Source organism: Bradyrhizobium sp. CCBAU 11430 (assembly GCF_028128855.1).
Taxonomy (GTDB): domain Bacteria; phylum Pseudomonadota; class Alphaproteobacteria; order Rhizobiales; family Xanthobacteraceae; genus Bradyrhizobium; species Bradyrhizobium ottawaense.
This window is the reverse complement of sequence record NZ_LBJV01000068.1, coordinates 73,084-90,526: the sequence shown is the minus strand read 5'-3', so window position 1 is coordinate 90,526 and position 17,443 is coordinate 73,084. Positions and strand designations below refer to the sequence as shown.

Sequence of the window (17,443 nt, the reverse complement as noted above, 5' to 3'; positions counted from 1 at the left end):
CGTGATATTCGCCGCCTTCGCGGCATTCGTCACGACGTTTGAGCGGGTTGGGAGCACCACAGCTGGTGGCGAGGCTCCCTCCATGACCACGGGGCTGGGCAAGCCTCGGCCGCCTCTTGAGCGGGCGCCCGGCCAATCAGAAAGGAAGTAAGCACCCCACCTGAACCGACAAAAAGTGTCCATCCTTGTGCTGCGGCGTCAGGCCCGAAACCTGGCCCAAGTCGACCGACTTTCGAACGAAGCTGACCCGAAACCAAAGCGAAAGTGACCCGCAACGAAACCCCTCTGGTGTCAATGGGTCCTTCCAACTATACCCTGCTTTTTTTAGCTTGTATGATCCTACCTCCGGTTGCATACTCTTCCCGCTTTCGCCCGATATTGTTTCAATAGTCATTGTTCGAGGCAGTAATGAGTAATCGAGGTCAGGTTTACAACTATTCGGCTATTCTGCGTCAACGGGTCGAGGGGCTTATCGCACTATTTGGGGAACTGCAGGCGCTCCGGCGACGCCTGCGAGCCGCTAACGCGAGAAGGATTGGTCGGCGTATCCAGAACGCCGCGCGGAGAAGAAGAGTTGTTCGGCGGTAACAGCTCCCGTTCAATGCAACGATCGCCCGTCCCCGCTTCGAATTTGATACGAAGCCGGGTCACGTCCTTCACGAGCAGCTGCCGTCTGCAGCCATTAGCCGGAATACCGAAGCATTGTAGCAACAGCAACGGCTTCTGCGTCCGCCAATCCTCTTGCGGAATCTCAATCCTCTTGCGGGACCTCTTCAATTCTGCTGCACGCCAACCTGCACCGACCTCTCCGATGCAAGCGGAATAGGTGGGACCCGGGCAACTCGCCCCCGCTCCCGCGGCCAGCATTGGGCCTATCGGTGGAGAGGCACCGCAAGTGCCGGTTCCTAACCGAGGGTACCGCGAAGGTGATAAAGACCGTACGGCGGCGCATGGCCAAAGATAGCACCGCCATCTTAAACGAGAGCGGGACCGCGCGGCCCAGGAGAGCCGAATCCTTGATGCGGGCGCGGAGTTGCTGCGCTCCGCACCGGCCGCGCCTTCTCAGCCGCCTCACGGCGAGGATAAGGTAGCTGATGCTACGTCCGATCTTGTTCCGGACACCGCTGTCATGTCGGCGGCCCCTTCTCTGCGCAGGCCCATCGGCCCACGCCGAGCCAAGTCGATGTTGAGCAACTTCTCGCGGCCGCGCCGGCAAACGATGTGACGACTTCGTACGAACCTCCGAGCATGCCGATCGGATTACGCTCGCGGAGGCTGATAACGAGGCGGCGAGCCGGACGGTAACTTGGCTTGGCGTACTGCTAATGATGCTGGGGATGCTCTCCATCTTAAGCTTGAGCCGCTCGCTTCGCCACGCGGTGAGATTGCGATGCTGAAGCGCGCTACACTGGGCAGGATACCTGACGCGCCGTGTGACGGAAACAGTCCAGGCGACGGTATAGCCAAGTGGCCACACGTCAAGGTTCCGCGCGTCTGCGCTTACTTTAGGCGCTGCTTTACACCAACATTCGACTAGGATGACAGGCTCCTTTGGGATGGGACTGTCATCATGCGGTACAGAGTGCTCGTGGTGGACATCAGCAGGCGAGTGATATGCGCCGCGAAGCTCGACTGCGTCGACGAGGAGGCTGCGAGATGTCGGGCCGAGCAAATGTATGGCGAGCACGACGTTGAGCTTTGGGAAGGGGATCGGCTCGTTGCCGTTTTCCCAAGTACAACGCCGACTGAAGATCGAAGCGACCGCTTGTCCTGATTAGAGGGTCCGCCACGCCGCCGAGTTTAGGTGTGTACTCATTGCGCGGCCGAACGATGACGCCCGATTACCCAAAAAACCGTCCAATCAATCTCGTAATTGCGGTTAATGGACGTCTCGGTCCAACTCTCGCAACAATCGATGCAGGAAGTCGCTGGCGTGGTTGTATTGTGCGCCACCGTCCAGGATCTGATGAGCCAGTGGTGACATTATGTTGCCAACGGCCTCAGGGCCAATCAGTTCGGTCCGTGACGACCACAACTCCAGCAGCCCGTCCGGGATGTGGTCGCTCGATCCAAATAGCTGCAGGAGCCGGGCTTCCGCGACACCGTTGTGATCATGGTGGGCCTTGGCCGCATAAAAGGCGAACAAGCCACGAAAGGCGTCACGGGAAACGGAAGGCTTAGCCATCGCAATGTCCCCCACAGAATCCTTCAAATGAATTTGCTTAATTGGAGCTGAACGGAAGCTATTCCTTCGAAATCCTCACACGAAGAAGATTCTACAACGGATCGGGAAAAAGCGGCAAGCCCTTAGTCCATGTTAGATACGACGTATTGAAACCAGGCTTTGTTCGTCTTGTAGAAAAGTTACCGTTGTTAGCGTGCGGTTCACACTGAACAAAACGTCTGCTTTCATGGGACGGTGCTCTCGGCGGCTCCGCCGCGGTGTGCCGCTCAGCCGTCCGAAGCCCGTCGTCCCTAGCCCGTTCCCGCTTTCCGCCGGAATGGCGCCCCTAGACGACCATGACCATTCCACCGAGCGCATAAGACATCACGAAGGGAGGCCGACTCCAGCGCAGTCAGGTCCCGCAATGCGAGGCAATGGTCTGAGGAAGCCAGAGAAGAGCGTTCCAGAACTTTCGCAGACCAGGAAGAACAAGAATGCAGAAATCAGCAGCGCTTTGCTGCAAACGAGGCGAGACCATAGATTGGGCCTGCGCGACTGCTCTTCGCCAGCAGCTCGCCAAGATGCGCTTCGCTTCGGGTCGAGGGCTTCGGAGAATGCGTTGCCGTCGCCAGTCAGGTCCATCATCTCCAGGTCGGTGGTGGTAAGTACTGGAGACCAACCTTACGCCCCGCGCGAGACTCCAGCAATACTCAGGCTCATGGATCCTGGTCCCGGTCGGCCGATATACGCCGTGCAGCTTAACCGCTTACTTCACGCCGTCGACGATCCAGTTTCAGCCTTCCCGTTTTCTTTTTCCGCGGAATCGCGATAGCTTGCTCGCTCAGCCGTGGTGTCGGAATTGTCTCGCCCGTCGATCGTCTTTCCGGAGCGGGCTTGCTGTCGAGCTGGAGCACCAGGGCTTGTTCGTGCGGCTGTAGCGTGAGCTGGTGCGTTCCTTGATTGGGAGGCGCAGCACTTCCCATGCGGAGGTGATGACGCCAGAGCGCGATGTTCCGCGGCCCCCGCTTCAAGCCCGCAGCTTTCCGGGAGGCGTTCGAGCGGTCGATGAGGGCTACGCAGGTTATGGCCAACACCGACGAGCCGGGATCATCTGTGAGGCTCGCGTCGTAAGAACCTGGCCAGCGGAGAGCGAGTTGAGGCCCGTCCATGAGAAGCGCAAACACGAGATTGGGCCCGAAGGATCGGATCAGCGACCGCGCATGGGCGACCCGAGCCAAGTCTTCACAGATCAGCTGTCAAAGCGGACCGGTTGCGGAAAACGTCCATGGGATGATGCGATGGTCGATCTCCGGATATTCCCACCACACGCATTTCGTGGACAGCTCGTCTTGTAAGCCGTAGGATTCGATCTGCTGGCCTCGAGCTGCCAACGATGATGCTTTCACCTGGAATGAGTTGCCGCAACTCTCTCGCCGAAGCTGTTGGCATAGAGAGTCGAGACCGCAACGAGTTCCGAGAAGGCCGTTACAGTCCCTCGACGCACCGGAGATCACGAACTCAATCGAAAGATGGTGATCGCGGACGTGCCTGACCAGAGCATCATGCGTGCTCCAGTCGAGCGCGTATTCCGGCAGAACGATACCGTTCGCAGGCTTTCGCTTTCGACGCGCCTCTGCGAGCAGCCGATCGATGAAGAAGACGAAATCACGTCACCCTCATCAGTGCTCCATGCCTCATCGGTGGCGCTCGGTGTGCCTCCTCCAGGCGGAGCCACTTTTGTCGACGCGAAAACGTCACCAACGATTCTTATTTCCCTTCTTGTCGCGATTCACTCGGCCACGGAAGCAACCTGCAGGGATGGCGTAGGGAAAGGGCACCAGGAGCACATTTGAGCCTGGTCTGATCGCTGCCGTAGTTCGCTTCGGGTTGGTGCCAATACGCGTTCGTGTAGGCTCTCGGCGGTACGAGCGTCAGATTATGACCGAGCGTCCGGATCTAGCAGCCCAACTCCGTTGTCCTGCTTTTTAAGGCTGCCGGTTATAGCCTATTGTTTTCGAAATGAGTGAAATCGGATGGCAATTCGGGTACGGAGCAATGCCACAGGCGGGCCCTGTTCGGTTTCGATGGAGCACGCCTCGGCACACGGAACGGCAACTGATAGCCCCACAGGGAACATCGAGAGCGTCTACCGGATTTGACGCAAATTGACCCGGACAAGCCAGGTTGTGTCGGCGAGAACGAAAGGTGTTCCCAGGGCTGGCGCCCGGACCTGTGGCAGCTCCCGTGCGTGTCCGGAATGTGAGGGCCATATCAGGCGCGGCGAGTCCCAGGACGCGATCATGACGCATCGCATTCGTGGTTTCTGGACGCGGCCGCAAAGTTCGCTACGCTGGCACCCCCGCGTGCAGGCCACGATGAGAACTGCGAGATTGCAGGCGTGCGCGCTTCTTTTGGAGCCATCTACCGAAATCGGTCCGCACAAACGTTTGTATGTATTGGACAGGCGCTTCGAGGAGCTAAGTTGAAACGCCGAAAGAGGGCGCTGGCAGCGGACAGGCTTCCTGGGCTTGACGACTTGTTCGCCCTCGTTTGGGACAAGGCAATGGCTTCCTTCGACCCCTCGGGTCGGAGATGATCTCGATGGGCACTTCAATGAGTACTTTGATTCGCCTCCGCTACAACACAATGGCCGATGAAAGCCCGGGCGGCGAATGGAGATGGCGCGTGATCATGGAGAGAGATGGCGGTTATGAGGAAGTTCTCGTAAAAGAGCTCTCGATCAACGTGCCGTCATTCTCCCAGGCAGACGAGATGCCTGTTGTTGGGCGCAAGTACCATATTGCTTGCCACGGCACACTCACGGTGAAAGACGGTGTCGGTACCATCAGGTGAACCGAATGAGGCCGCCTCGATTGGGCTGACTCGTCCTCACGCTCTAGCCATCTGTCGTGGACTTAAACGGGCGACTGAAGCGATGATCCCGCGAGGCGCCTCGTCCGCAAGGCTGATTGAAGTTCTATTAGCCGCCCTCTCCGGTTGCCGCCTTCGGCCCCCGTTTTTGTAAGCCTCACACCCACCAGGATTGAGCGGGTTGAAATCATGCGCGTCCACTTTTTCGCATCGTCTGCTCACGGCTGCATCATATCAAGGGGCGTAATTCGCCAATCTTAATCGCAGTCATGAAACGCCACAATGATTCTTAGCTGAATCCTTTTGCGAAGGGATAACCAAGGAGTGATTCGTTCGCTGCCTTCATAGTCTCAAATTGATCATCAATGCGTCTTTGGTGTTGTTGATCAAGCATCAAGAGGCCCCTGCGAACATTTCAAGCGATCACGCTTTTGGTTGGCGTAACATGGGGAAGAACGGTGGAGAACCGCCGACCTGGACTTCCGTCAAAACACTCCAACCTTGTTGAGCATAAAGTCGCATCGCGTGCGGACTGGTCGCCTCCAAGTGCACAGGTCTCCGCGCGGCATCTGAGATCTTGGTTGCGTGCCGAAGAAGATGTCCTGCGAGCCCTGATCGCTGATGTATGGGATCAATGGCTACCATAGTGACATACCAATGCGGCTGATGCGGATGGTACTTACCGAACGTTTCAAAAACTCTTTCGGTTTCGGAACGCCGGTGCGCAGGAACGCTCCTTAGAAGGAATTCCATCATGCTGGTGTTGTCGCGCTTTTCGCCAGCTGTGTCCCATAAGATGGCTCCCTTGTCGCCGTGGTTAAGGTATGCGCCGCTCGAATATGGACTGCCGCAGTAATGCTTAATAATTCCGTTAAAATGCTGCAGGTACTCCCGCGGTTCAGGGTACAGCCACCTCAACAAGGACACATCGTAAATCCGGTTGTTAGGATCGCAAGGACTCTCGAGTAGTCCTGAAGATCGATAGCCTTGATCGATAGTGCGTCCCCATTGGCGGATTGCATAGTGCCTCCTTGCGCTGCCAGTGCCGAACTGTGGCCCTACCGTTCTAGCGCTTTGAATGCACCGACCGCGTCGCCAAAAAACTGCGCTAGCAAAAGCCAGGCCAAAGAATTGTGCGGCTCGTCTTGCTTCTTGGAGTGGAATGTCGTCTTCGAGGGACGGGGACGCGGTTGCCGTCGGGGAGCTAGCGCTTGCGAAAGCGCTAGCCTAGGCTGGCTGATGCGCAACAGCCACCCGAAGGTAAATATCCGCACAACGTTGAGTGAGATGATTCACTCTTCAGACGCCCGGCATTTACCCCACGAGGGTTTCAACGTTCCTTCGCTCTCCTGCCGCCGCGGAGCCCCGCGAACTGCCGGTGAGGTGCGGGAGCCGCTCCGCGGGGTGATCCTGTTGAGCTGGGCGGATCGCTGGCCGGGCAGAACAGCCGCCGAAGCCGGCGATCCCTACGAATCTCTCCGAGCCTTCGCGGCCCACAGGAACGCTCGGCCCATACCGTGTCAAAAATCTTACGGCAAGCGATTACCGAAGACGTGAAGCCACCTCGCGGGCGATTGCAGAGGGCGCTTAGCGATTTCACCCGACGTTGGTATGGAATTTGCTGTCTCCGCTCGCGCAGCCGCGCGCAATTGCGCCATCGCCACTGATGCCTACGCAACGCGCGCGATCGCAGTGCTCTGCATCAATCAAAGCGTAAGGTTTCTAACATGAAGCCGCTCGTCAAGGCTAAGTCTGAGCCCGGACTCTGTTTACGCGACGAACCCGTGCCCATGATCGGACCGACTGATCAATTGATCAGGCTCAAGAAGACCCGGGATTTGCGCTACGGATTCATATTTTCCGCTGGGATGAGTGGGCTCGCAAAACCGTGCCTGTGCCCATGGTGGTGGGCCATGAGTTCGCGGGCGAAAGAGTTGATCTCGGCTCGGCCTTTCAAGGCCTTGCATGCGGCCAGCGTGCGACGGGAGAAGGCCATGTGATCGCAATGCACGGTCTGGCCTAGGCCGCCCGGACCGCATTTTTGAAGGCACGTAAATTGCTGGATAACGAGCAGGAGCTGGCGCAAAGAACGCAGGCCGCAGCGACTATCTCGGAATTCTAATGAGGCTGATCCGATCCATCTTGTTCCACCTGACTTTGATGCTGCTTGCACCTGAACTTTCGGACGCAACGAGTGCTGCCGCTGGCGCAAGTCCTTCGAGCGTCAAAGCTGTGGCGACATTCAAGCAGAATAGTCGCCGAGAGGTGCTACTAAGCTTCAGCAGTCGCGGCCCCTACGACAGCCAAACGACGCTAGCCGCACTCGGTCAACCGGCGGACAACTTCCGGCCGGTCAAGCTGCCTGGCAGTTCCGCGGCGCTGGAACCCCAGCCTTATATGTATGATCCGCACGCCCCAACGCCTGACAGTCAATATCCTCGATGGCGCTGATAGGCTTAACATCCCCCTTGTGACGTACGGGATGTGCAATCCTGCCGCCCCGCCTTTTAATCTCCTAGCTGCAGAGACGCCGCGCTCAAGCAATACAGCTATCCTCCTCGGAGTTCTGATTGTCGCCTTTCTGACTGTTCTTGTCGTTATTGTTGTAGAAGTAAACGGCCCAGGTGCGGGCACGTGAGCGAGCAGAGCTGGGCTATATCGCAGTCGCCGTTCAGCTGATCTGCCGCAACTCTTCGCTGGTTGCAATTCAGCGTTCACGCCAAGGGACTCACGGGAATTTGTCCGTCCTCCAGGGTGCGGCAAGACCACACTCCTACACTGCATTACCCGGATGCAGCGTCTGACCAGCGGAGTCTGCTCGGTCGACGGCGAGATTTGGTAGGATGAGGCGATGTCTCAGCCGCACTCATCTACGTCCCATCGGGGGTGTACTTCAGCGGCCGATCTTTTCTTATTTGTCTATCAAAGCGTACTCTCCTGTAGAGCCGGTCAAAACCGAAGACGGCACTGATCGACTTTGACGGTGTAGTCGAACCACTAGTCTTGGGGCACTGCCTGACGATGGGACTGTCACACCTTTCTCGGCCGCAGCAATGTAGCGCGCTGTTGATCCCAACTCGGCTACTTTTAGTGGCGACCCGCTCATTTGGACTCAACTGCACCGCCAAGAGCAAGCTCTGCCATGCCTTTAAGGCTTGGCTAGCTTGGCACGATTTTCCTCACACCGAGAGATCGCGTCCTACGACGGTCCGGTTCTAGCGCGCGTGCGTCACTCACGCTGCTTGATCGCAAATCGGCTATCCAGCGAACGCGGCCTCACCGGGGGCCCTCACCGGGGGAGTACTTTGTTACGGCCTTCCCTAAAGTTCTTTGGCCTTTCGCGTGATGCGCTCACCCGTTCGAAGCCGATAAAGGCAAGATCATTGTTGCAGCCTTTGTACGCGCGCGTCCCAAGATTTGCTGGGGCGGTTCTGCGCGATACCCTCGTGCGGCACTTGAGGGACAATCCTTTACGCATCTTCGCGAAATAGACTGCGCACCATTTCTCGCTCTCATGAATCCAGGGCCAAAAGTGATTGGCTCTCTTCGCCGGCAGGGAACTCAGAGCGCCGCGCGGGGCGCGTCCTGGCCAGCACCGATCTACGCCAACCTCGTCTCGGGCGCGGGGCTCCGCGGTTCGGCTACAGCGTCGCGCGTCCTGTTCTTCGGCTTCGCCCCACTGGACGAATATTCCCCTTTTGCCTTCCTTCTTGAAAAAGTCGAGCACAGCTTATCTGCATTGCACCGAAGCAACCGCAATTGCGGCCACAGAGCAGTTGGCAGCAGACCTCATCAGCTCCCCACGGCTCTCCTTAACGAGAGACGCGCCCTTCACATGGCTGCGAGAGGAATGAGGCACAGAACTGTCAAGACAAGCTAGATGATCTCGAAGTATCTCCGACGTTCAAAGTCGGTCACTCGATTTTGAACGGCGTCCCATTCCCAACGGCGCGAGCAAGAAAACGCTTCAACAAACCTTTCTCCGAAAATCTCGTTCGCCGCTGCTGACTGTGCGAAACGAGAAGTTGCCTCTGATAGGCTTTGAGGTAGTCTCGCAGTCATTTCCACACTTGCATCACCGGCGATCGACGCGGGTAGTGCCACACCTGTCTCGACTCCCAATATTCCGGAACCAATGGCACATGCGAGCGCAAGATATGGGTTCACGTCTGCGCCAGCCAGCCGATATTCCAGACGATGGACGGATGGCTCCCCCAAGATAGCGCGAACCGCGCAGGAGCGGTTGTCAACTCCCCAGCTTGGACAGATTGGTGCCCAGTAGCCAGGCACCAACCTCTTGTAGCTATTGAAGTTCGGCGCAGCGAGCACACAAAACTCGTTCATGTAGTTCAATTGTCCGGCGATGAATTGCCTCATAAGTTTTGAGAGGTTGCCGACCGCATTGCTGTCGTGAAACGCATTCTGACCATCCGAGGACATCGAAATGTGAATATGGCCGGACTGGCCCGGCCAATCCTCGGAAACCTTGGCCATGAATGTAGCCATCATGCCTCGCCTTTGCGCCCATGCTTTTATCATCGACTTGAATATGGTTGCTCGATCGGCAGCTTCCAACGCATCACAATGACGAAGTGACGCTTCGACCACGCCCGGTCCCGTTTCGAAGTGCAGTCCGCTGAGAGGTATTCTAGCTTTCTCACAAAGCGCTAATATCTCATCGAACAGCTCATGTTGAGCAACGGAGCGCATAATCGAGTAGCCGAACGGGCCGCGTGTTAAAGGAGCCCATTCGCTGAACGGCTTATCCTCAATTGTATCGGCGCTCTCCTTGAACAACATAAATTCAAACTCGAACCCAACAGCGCATCTGTATCCGAGGTCAGCAGCCCTTCTCAGGACCTTACGCAGAACACCCCGCGGGCAGATGTTCTCATGTGCGCCCGTGAACTCGGCGAGGTAGAGATGTTGATTGCCGAGATCAGACACCGAACGGCCGGTGGCAGACAGAATACGCAGGTCAGCATCGCCAAATGCTGATAACGGCTGCTGCGTGAAACTGATTGGGATGACCCGATCCGAACAATCCCACGCCAGCACCGCTTCAGAGAACTTGATGACTTTATCTTGACCCGAGAGATCTTCACCTAAGACATGCTTGCCTCGCAGCACACCGTCGAAGTCGCTTACGCCAATCATCGCTACGCGGGCTGGAGTGGCTCCGGTCAAAGTTGCTTCAGTTGCCATCACTGGCTATCCCGCGCCACCAATTCGAACACCTGATCCATCCGCATTTCTCGCAACTTGTGATAGTCATCATTAAGCTGATTCATGTCGCTATTCACGAGATAGACGATGCCCGGTGTCGACGCCAAATCGATAGTCGGAACCAGCTCTTCACCAATTGGAACGAATGCAATGGCATCCGCAAAGCTCGGGAGTTTGCGGATTGCTTGGAGTCCCGGGTAGCCGGCAACGACACCGCCCCTGTCGGAGATCAGGGAGACACAGAGTGCGTGCGCGTTCCGCTTGTACGGCCCGCGCATCCTCATGTACTCACCAAAACCCTCGGGATCTGCGTAGCGCCAAGCGGTCAGCGTGACATGGTTATGCCCCAACGCCATCGTTCGTGCTTTTGCCGACATAGTCCCTTGAAGCCTCGCCCCGAAGTCCACCAGAACGGGCCCCCGATGATCGACAATGATCTCGGCATGAGCCGGTCCCTCGAGGATCTGAAGTGCCTGCAACGCACGTTTCAGGTAGTCGGAGAGCTCCTGAACGATTGGTTCGCTGCCGTCCAACAATCTTTCGAGTGAGCAGACGGATGATGCCCCCTCGATAGGAACGGTGTCATAGGTCCAGGCCTCCGTAACGAAGGCATCTCCGTGGATCGAGACGGCGTTTACTGTGTATTGTTGACCGTTTATTTTTTCCTGCCCGAGAGCAAAACGATTCAATGCTCCGACACGGTTCGTCTTCCCAACAATCGCGCTTAGAGCACGCTGAATATCGGAATCTGTCGAGCAAAAGAATACATCCTCGGTGCCCGTACTGTTCAGAGGTTTGATCACGATCTCATCGAACTTCGCTTCGCGCCTCCAGCTTGCGATCTCCACAGCATTGTCAGACACGACTTGTCTGATCGATCGCACACCGGCATAGGTCAGCGCGCAAGACAATCGTGCTTTGTCACGCCGAGCAGCCGATAGAGCGGTCCCGTTTGAAGGTAAGCCCAGCCGCTCGGACAACGAATCGGCGAGTTCGACTCCAGGCTCGCAACCCGCGATAACGAACTCAAATTCTCTGCCCTGGAGCGCCTGAAGATGATATTCAACGATGTCATCATACCCCATGCGCTCGCCGGGGCGAATGAGTTCATCGTACAGATCCGCATTGAAATGCGCTTGGAATATGGGTGGAATCTGTGCGGCCGACATCACATGTACCGTCCCAATTCCATAGCGCTTGAATTCTTCGGGTAGGTAGCGGCCGGTAGAGTATGCATCCACGACCACACATTTCCGTTCTTTCATGCGGATCTCCGATACTGCAAGTAGATGTTGCTGACAGCGATAGCCGTAATGAGGACATTTCCAACGAACGTATGTGGCGAAGGCACGATGCGAGAATCGAAGTACTGGAACAGGAAGGTGACGATGGGGGCGGTGGACAGGACCATGTTGACGGTGAAGGGCTCTACGCGGCGAATGCCCTGCTGAATCAAGAGCAAAGGCAAAACGATCGTCGACAGTCCAATTGCTGCGATCGCAAACCAATGCTGCGAGATCTCGGGCACGATAGATGAATGGTCGACCAGCCCCAGCAGCAAAAGAATGGTTCCATAAAAGCGATGCGCCAGGACCTGTCGGCCGGAAAACCCGCGGTCGAACAGCACCTTGACAAGGATATTTGTGAGGGCGAGCGATAGGCCGGCCACGATGGCCAAGACGATGCCAAAGGACGATCGAGCCCCCCACTCCACACCCGCATTGCCGCTGGCCGAGATCCAAATCATGTAAGTCGCGATCGTCGCAATCGCGGCGCTCACGACAATATCGGATGTTGGCGGGGCGCCGCTGCGCCTGATCAGGGCGTTTAACCACACTGTTGCGGCGGGCCCCAACGCCACCATGAAAGCGGCCACGATCGCAGGTTCAGCGTATTTCAGTCCTATAAATAGGCCGATCCAGCTGATCGCCGTCACCACGTTGAGTGCGACGAAGACCAGGAGCGACCATTTTCCGGCTCTTGCTTCGCCTCCCTCGTGGCGAGCCAAGAAGTTGAACGTTATACAAACCACTGCGAAAGACAGCAGCAGCGCCACGAACACATCCGCTTTCTGAAAATACGATGCCGCATAAACCTCCCCTGCCGCGCTCAGAACGACATAAAGCGCCACAAAAAGCACTCCTAGAGCGAAGCCACTCGTAGATCGTCCGCCCCTTTTGTGCCCGCGACACCGGGCGGAGCTCTCGGAAGCCCACGCGCGCGAGTCGTTTTCGCAGGACTGCCCTTTCGGCTCGCGCGAGCCACGTTTCGTTTGCAATATCACGACCTGCCTCTAGCCCTTCTTAGTCCGGCAGTACCCAACACACGCCTCTCCAAATGCCTTGAACAGTTGCTTGCTGAGGAGGTCGGTTGAGACGTGCCATTCGGGGTGCCATTGCACACCGATTTGCAGCGTCGGAGCGCCAATCACTGAAGCTGCCTCGACCAGACCGTCGGGCGCCCACGCCTCGCGCCTCAGCGCTGGGGCAAGCGCCTCGATGCCTTGATTGTGCAGCGAGTTGACTTGCGCTTCGATCATCCGCGCGATTGGAAACAGTGCGCCATCGGATGATATCCTGACGTGGTGCGCGGCATCATATTGACGGTCCCTGGGACGGTCTGGCTTCTCAGCATGCATGGCGCCGCTTTCTCGGCTCCACTCCGCAAGCGATGGGCGGAGTGTTCCGCCGAGATAGACGTTGAGTTCCTGAAGCCCACGGCAGATGCCCAGAATGGGCATTCCGAGGGCGATGGCGCTCTCTATGGCCACGGCAGAGAGCCTGTCCCGGGGACGGTCAAGGATCCCAGGCTCAACATCCTGCCGATCAGGATCCAAGGACGCGGGCGCTGACAGGACTGCGGGGTCCACGTTCGATTCATCGCCTGTCAAGACCAGACCGTCCAGCCGGCGCATGATGGCCGGGGCGACCTCCTCCATAGCATCTTCCGCGTCGACGGTCGGCAATATGACACAAGCCACTCCCGCATGACGATGGAGTGCCTGCACGTACTTGCGCCGTAACCAGTCGCGATGCACACCATCGACCAGAAGACGGTTCGAAGTGACGCCGACAACGGCTTGGGTGCGCTCGGGCTGTTGCAACCTCACGCCACCTTGCCTCGCGTGCGAACCCCGGCAACGGACTGCTCATACAGCCGTCGATTTCGCTCTTTCAGCTGAGTTATGACGCTAGGCTGACCTTGAGGTCCCTTGACAAAGAGCCCGCCCCAGGTGGCGGCGACCTTCGCGTAGTTCGGATCCTGCATTCGGATTTTCTGCGCCGTACGCAACAGCCAAAACGGGATACCGGGTGAAAGGTGATGCTCAAGGTGGTACTCATCCAGATTCTGTCCCAGAATGGCTCGTTCGAGGAAGCTTCCTTTCCGATTCCTCGTAAGATAGACGTTCTGCGTCTCTGTTTCGCACATGGGTGAATGCTCAGCGAGTTCGATAAACCAGCCGAGGACCTGAAACGTGGTGAGATAGGGCACGATCCAAAACAGGACGACGATATGGAGCAGACCAAGAGCATATGACCCGGCCAGGATGCTGAACCAGAACAGATAGAAGCCATACCTGTCGACAAGTATGCCTGAGCGGCTCTGATCATCGGTCTCTTCGATCGAAAAACGATTAGTCCAAAGATACTTCAGATACGCTACTGTCGCGCCGCCGAAGATCGGCTTCCAAATGATGTTGAAAGTATATCTCTCTGGAGGCTGCACATCGTAGACGCCGCTGGCCAGGAAAAACTTCAGGTCGGGATCCTTGTCCGGGTCGCCGAGATAGGGATGATGCAAGTAGACATGTGAGATCCGGTAGGCCCAGTGGCGTTGGAACAAGGGATAGGAAGCGAACAGAATGCCCAGGACATAATTCCAGGTCGTATTCTTCGCGAGCGTGCGGTGAGCCGCATCGTGAGCGATGGTTGTCAATCCGCGTTGATAGGCACCGATCAGGAGAACGGCCAGCGGGTAGAACCACCACGAGACAGACACGGTCGCAAGCGTGCACGCTGTAATGACAGCGTAATCTTTCGCAATGTAGGCGGCCCCCGTGATGTTGTCCGGCCTTAGCTCCGAAAGCTGCTTATTGATCTCCCGACTGAATTGAACGGCCTCATAGCGTGATGACCTCAGTTTCCAAGCGTCTGCCTGATTCATGAGAACCTCTTCCTGATCGCCTTGCAGGTTGTCAGATTGCGGAAAGCGCCTTGTCCAGATCGCGCAAGATGTCGTTGACATCTTCGATGCCGACACAAAGCCTGATTGAGCCACCAAATATGCCGGCGGCTTCGCGCTTTTCCCGCGGGACAGTGGTGTGGGTCGTCGAGACAGGATGAGTCACGAGCGTGCGGGCATCTCCCACATTGGAAACGTGATACATCAAGTCAACGTTTTGGATGAACTTGCGCCCGGCCAGTTCGTCTTCCACTTCGAACATGACCATCGCCCCATGTCCGTATGCGGTGTTGAGTGTCTGATCGACGATTTCCCGATCGGCGCCCTCAAAGAGGCCCGGGTAGAAGACGCGACGCACTTTAGGATGCTCCTTTAGGACGCCGGCGACGATCCTGGCATTCGCGCAGTGCTGCTTCATGCGAACCGGCAGCGTTTCAAGCCCTTGGATCAGTTGAAAGCTCGCAAAAGGGGCGATGGCTGCACCCGTATCGCGCAACCAGGTCATGCGAGCCTTGAGGAGAAACTCGCTCTTTCCTAGATCATCGACATCGCGCACAGCGTTCTGCCAGACAATTCCGCCATGCGCTTCGTCGGGACCGTTGAACAAGGGAAAGCGGGAGGCTCCCCGATAGCTAAATTTGCCGCTGTCAACGATTAGTCCGCCGAGGGTCGTGCCATGACCGGATATGTATTTTGTTGCAGAGTACGTCGTAATTGCAGCGCCCAGGTCTGACGGCCGACATACCAGCGGCGTCGTCGTATTGTCTACGACCAGAGGCACGCCGTACCTTCGGCCGATTTCCGCCAGCTGTTTGACGGGGAGCGGAATCAGACAGGGATTCGAAATGACCTCTCCGAACAGGCAAATCGTGCGATCATCAATGGCACGTTCGAACGTCTCGGGCCTTCGAGGATCTGCTGTCCTCACGCTGATTCCCAAACGCTTTAAGGTATTGTGGAGCAGGTTCCAGGTATTGCCATATAGATAAGGAGAGGCAACGATATTGTCCCCTACTTCGCCACTTGAAAGGTTGACGATAGCAAGGAACGTTGCCGCTTGACCTGACGCAACGGCGAGCGAGTCGCTGCCCATATCGACGGCGGCGTAGCGCTTCTCCAGCGCGCGAGTCGTCGGATTGATAATCCTCGTGTAGGTGAACCCATCCGCTTTGACGTTGTAGACGTCAGCGATGTGATTTAGATCGCCATCGAGTTCATAAGCTGTGTTCTGGTAAATCGGCACTGCGACGGCTTTTGTCACCGGGTCGCGTCGATAGCCCGCATGCAGAACAGCGGTCTCGGCGGAATGCCGCAGCTGCCGGTCCCCAGCTGCTTGAGCCGGCATCTTTACGCGCGCCCCATATGCCTCTTGGCCCGACGCCGGCCTTGCTGACCGAGCCTGACCGGAGCGGAAATATGTACGAAAGGCGCATCCCAACTGCTCAATCCAGCTAGATTGGATTTCCCCAATGCAACCGACCCGAAAGCTCCGCGTCGCAAGATGCAGCTTCGAGTAGACGTAAAGGTTATGGGCCGCCAAGTGGCGATACAGCCCATCGAATCCTGGCTGGTCCACTATTCCGGGCGGCGCACTGAACGCAACACAGACCGGGGACTGCAACTCGGGGGACAACAACGGAGCCACTATCCCTTCGAGTTCCTTGATGAGGTCGTTTCTGACCTTCTCGTACCTGAAGCGCCTGGCATCGATGCCTTCCTCGTGCAGAATCTTCAAAGCCATTGTCGTTGCCTGAACGACGTGGGTTGGAGGGGTCGACCGCCACTCACCCGTGCGCTCGAGCGAGCGCCATTGATCTCTCACATCGAGCACAAACGATCTCGGTTCTTGAGTCACATTCTCCAGTAGCTCGCGCGAGGCGATGACGAACGCTACTCCCGGCGGCCCTTCTATGCACTTGTTGCTCGACGTGACCAGTACGTCAGGTCCACGCTGGCTCAGATCGATATTGAGGGCGCCGAACGAACTCATCCCATCGATGATAGTCTTTACGCCACGTTGCCTCGCCACCTCCACGATCTCGTCCAGCGGATTGACGATTCCGGTTGTCGTCTCACAATGCACGAAACACAGGTGCGTAACGCCGGGATTTCGGCTCAGATACTCGCTGATCTCTTCCGGATCCAACGGATCCGTCGCGCGCTTAACAAGCTTCAGTGCTTCGATACCCCACAGCCGAAAAATTTGAAGAATGCGCTCGCCATAGATGCCGTTCACGCAAACGAGCGGCCTGTGGGCTCGGGACACAAATGAGGAGAGGGCCGCCTCCATTGCAAAGGAGCCGCCTCCTTGAATAGGCACCACCGAATATTCCTCACTGTTTCCCAGCAAGTTGAGCATCAGCCGCCTCATGCAGGCGGTCACCTCCTTGAACTCGTCATCGCGAGACGCGAGATCAAGCTGCATCTGGCTCCTGACCGCCGGCGATAACGATAATGGACCAGGCGTCAGCAACGACCGCTGTCTTGTCAAACCATTTCCTCCTAACATTGTATTGGTCGATGACCTTGAGTACGCACAGTAGGGAGCGCCGTGGCGCGTCCCATCCTCATCAACAGCTTCGAATGAAGCGACATGTACCGTGGGCGCGTTTCGCGTCGACGCCCAAAAAGGCTGTCGGATGACAACCTCCATATCTCGTCGCGGACGGAGAGCGATGCTTCACAAAGCTCCTCATTGATGCCCTTCAGACCTCCCAAAATACCCCTTGGCGCGAAGAACTCGGGCGCAACCGGCGCCAACGTACGCTCTCATCCACTGTCATGCATGGCAAGCTTGAGCGCGATCGCCCTCTTGCAGCTATGAAGCGCCAGTCTGCGAACAATTTACGTGTGAGCCTGTCCGGTCAGGCACGCTTTACGCTAGCAAGGAGCTGCAGCCAGGACTCGACGTGCCCGGATTATCAATGCCTGGCACACTCGATGATCGTGGTTCGCAGCGGGAGTCTAATGCGTTCCTTTGGACTTGATACATTTGCACTC

11 protein-coding genes and 1 pseudogene are annotated in these 17,443 nt (G+C 57.1%); 3 read left to right on the top strand and 9 right to left on the bottom strand.

All coding sequences use genetic code 11. The features are described from left to right. Nucleotides 1–477 precede the first annotated feature (477 nt). Together XI04_RS27535 and XI04_RS27530 are read right to left on the bottom strand one after the other, a co-directional pair. Nucleotides 478–660, bottom strand: coding sequence for a hypothetical protein (locus XI04_RS27535; protein WP_271595791.1), 183 nt, complete (start codon nucleotides 658–660; stop codon nucleotides 478–480). A 1,219-nt stretch (nucleotides 661–1,879) separates the two neighbouring features. Continuing rightward, entirely contained in the window at nucleotides 1,880–2,185 is a 306-nt protein-coding gene (locus tag XI04_RS27530; protein WP_271595792.1) for a hypothetical protein, read from the bottom strand. A gap of 1,508 nt (nucleotides 2,186–3,693) precedes the next feature. Here XI04_RS27530 and XI04_RS27525 point away from each other — a divergent pair. Beyond that, entirely contained in the window at nucleotides 3,694–4,017 is a 324-nt protein-coding gene (locus XI04_RS27525; protein WP_271595793.1) for a hypothetical protein, read from the top strand. A gap of 748 nt (nucleotides 4,018–4,765) precedes the next feature. Further along, a complete protein-coding gene (locus XI04_RS27520) occupies nucleotides 4,766–5,017 on the top strand; it encodes a hypothetical protein (protein ID WP_172789611.1) in 252 nt (83 codons plus the stop codon). Nucleotides 5,018–5,458: 441 nt separating this feature from the next. On the opposite strand, the gene XI04_RS38910 is transcribed toward XI04_RS27520, so the two are convergent. Continuing rightward, nucleotides 5,459–5,788: a GNAT family N-acetyltransferase gene (locus tag XI04_RS38910; RefSeq protein ID WP_373569543.1), complete on the bottom strand. Its 330-nt coding sequence runs from the start codon at nucleotides 5,786–5,788 to the stop codon at nucleotides 5,459–5,461. Nucleotides 5,789–6,762: 974 nt separating this feature from the next. Between XI04_RS38910 and XI04_RS38905 the strand changes: the two are divergent. Further along, nucleotides 6,763–7,046 (top strand): annotated as a pseudogene (locus XI04_RS38905) (alcohol dehydrogenase catalytic domain-containing protein); the annotation flags it as partial. A 1,865-nt stretch (nucleotides 7,047–8,911) separates the two neighbouring features. On the opposite strand, the gene XI04_RS27510 reads toward XI04_RS38905, so the two are convergent. The 6 genes from XI04_RS27510 to XI04_RS27485 all read right to left on the bottom strand — a co-directional run bounded on the left by XI04_RS27510 (nucleotide 8,912) and on the right by XI04_RS27485 (nucleotide 16,868). Next, on the bottom strand, nucleotides 8,912–10,240 hold the full coding sequence (locus XI04_RS27510; RefSeq protein WP_271595795.1) for a glutamine synthetase family protein: 1,329 nt from the start codon (nucleotides 10,238–10,240) through the stop codon (nucleotides 8,912–8,914). Continuing rightward, nucleotides 10,240–11,526 (bottom strand): ATP-grasp domain-containing protein, encoded by a 1,287-nt coding sequence (locus XI04_RS27505; RefSeq protein WP_271595796.1) that lies wholly within the window; start codon nucleotides 11,524–11,526, stop codon nucleotides 10,240–10,242. Before XI04_RS27505 ends, XI04_RS27510 begins: the two co-directional genes overlap by 1 nt. Continuing rightward, nucleotides 11,523–12,392, bottom strand: coding sequence for a DMT family transporter (locus XI04_RS27500; protein WP_271595797.1), 870 nt, complete (start codon nucleotides 12,390–12,392; stop codon nucleotides 11,523–11,525). Before XI04_RS27500 ends, XI04_RS27505 begins: the two co-directional genes overlap by 4 nt. Nucleotides 12,393–12,554: 162 nt before the next feature. Continuing rightward, entirely contained in the window at nucleotides 12,555–13,370 is an 816-nt protein-coding gene (locus XI04_RS27495) for a gamma-glutamyl-gamma-aminobutyrate hydrolase family protein (protein ID WP_271595798.1), read from the bottom strand. Then, nucleotides 13,367–14,425 (bottom strand): dhydrorhizobitoxine desaturase, encoded by a 1,059-nt coding sequence (gene rtxC / locus XI04_RS27490; RefSeq protein WP_271595799.1) that lies wholly within the window; start codon nucleotides 14,423–14,425, stop codon nucleotides 13,367–13,369. The genes XI04_RS27495 and rtxC overlap by 4 nt, the downstream gene beginning before the upstream one ends. A 31-nt stretch (nucleotides 14,426–14,456) precedes the next feature. Then, nucleotides 14,457–16,868: a 2-aminoethylphosphonate--pyruvate transaminase gene (locus XI04_RS27485; RefSeq protein WP_442868184.1), complete on the bottom strand. Its 2,412-nt coding sequence runs from the start codon at nucleotides 16,866–16,868 to the stop codon at nucleotides 14,457–14,459. Between the last annotated feature and the right edge of the window lie 575 nt (nucleotides 16,869–17,443).

What these genes read in the sequence shown, in the direction of transcription:
- XI04_RS38910 (WP_373569543.1), bottom strand. Translation starts at nt 5,788, where the DNA reads ATGGAATTCCTTCTAAGGAGCGTTCCTGCGCACCGGCGTTCCGAAACC.
- XI04_RS27525 (WP_271595793.1), top strand. Translation starts at nt 3,694, where the DNA reads ATGGTGATCGCGGACGTGCCTGACCAGAGCATCATGCGTGCTCCAGTC.
- XI04_RS27530 (WP_271595792.1), bottom strand. Translation starts at nt 2,185, where the DNA reads ATGGCTAAGCCTTCCGTTTCCCGTGACGCCTTTCGTGGCTTGTTCGCC.
- XI04_RS27510 (WP_271595795.1), bottom strand. Translation starts at nt 10,240, where the DNA reads ATGGCAACTGAAGCAACTTTGACCGGAGCCACTCCAGCCCGCGTAGCG.
- XI04_RS27485 (WP_442868184.1), bottom strand. Translation starts at nt 16,868, where the DNA reads ATGCAGCTTGATCTCGCGTCTCGCGATGACGAGTTCAAGGAGGTGACC.
- XI04_RS27520 (WP_172789611.1), top strand. Translation starts at nt 4,766, where the DNA reads ATGGGCACTTCAATGAGTACTTTGATTCGCCTCCGCTACAACACAATG.
- XI04_RS27505 (WP_271595796.1), bottom strand. Translation starts at nt 11,526, where the DNA reads ATGAAAGAACGGAAATGTGTGGTCGTGGATGCATACTCTACCGGCCGC.
- rtxC (WP_271595799.1), bottom strand. Translation starts at nt 14,425, where the DNA reads ATGAATCAGGCAGACGCTTGGAAACTGAGGTCATCACGCTATGAGGCC.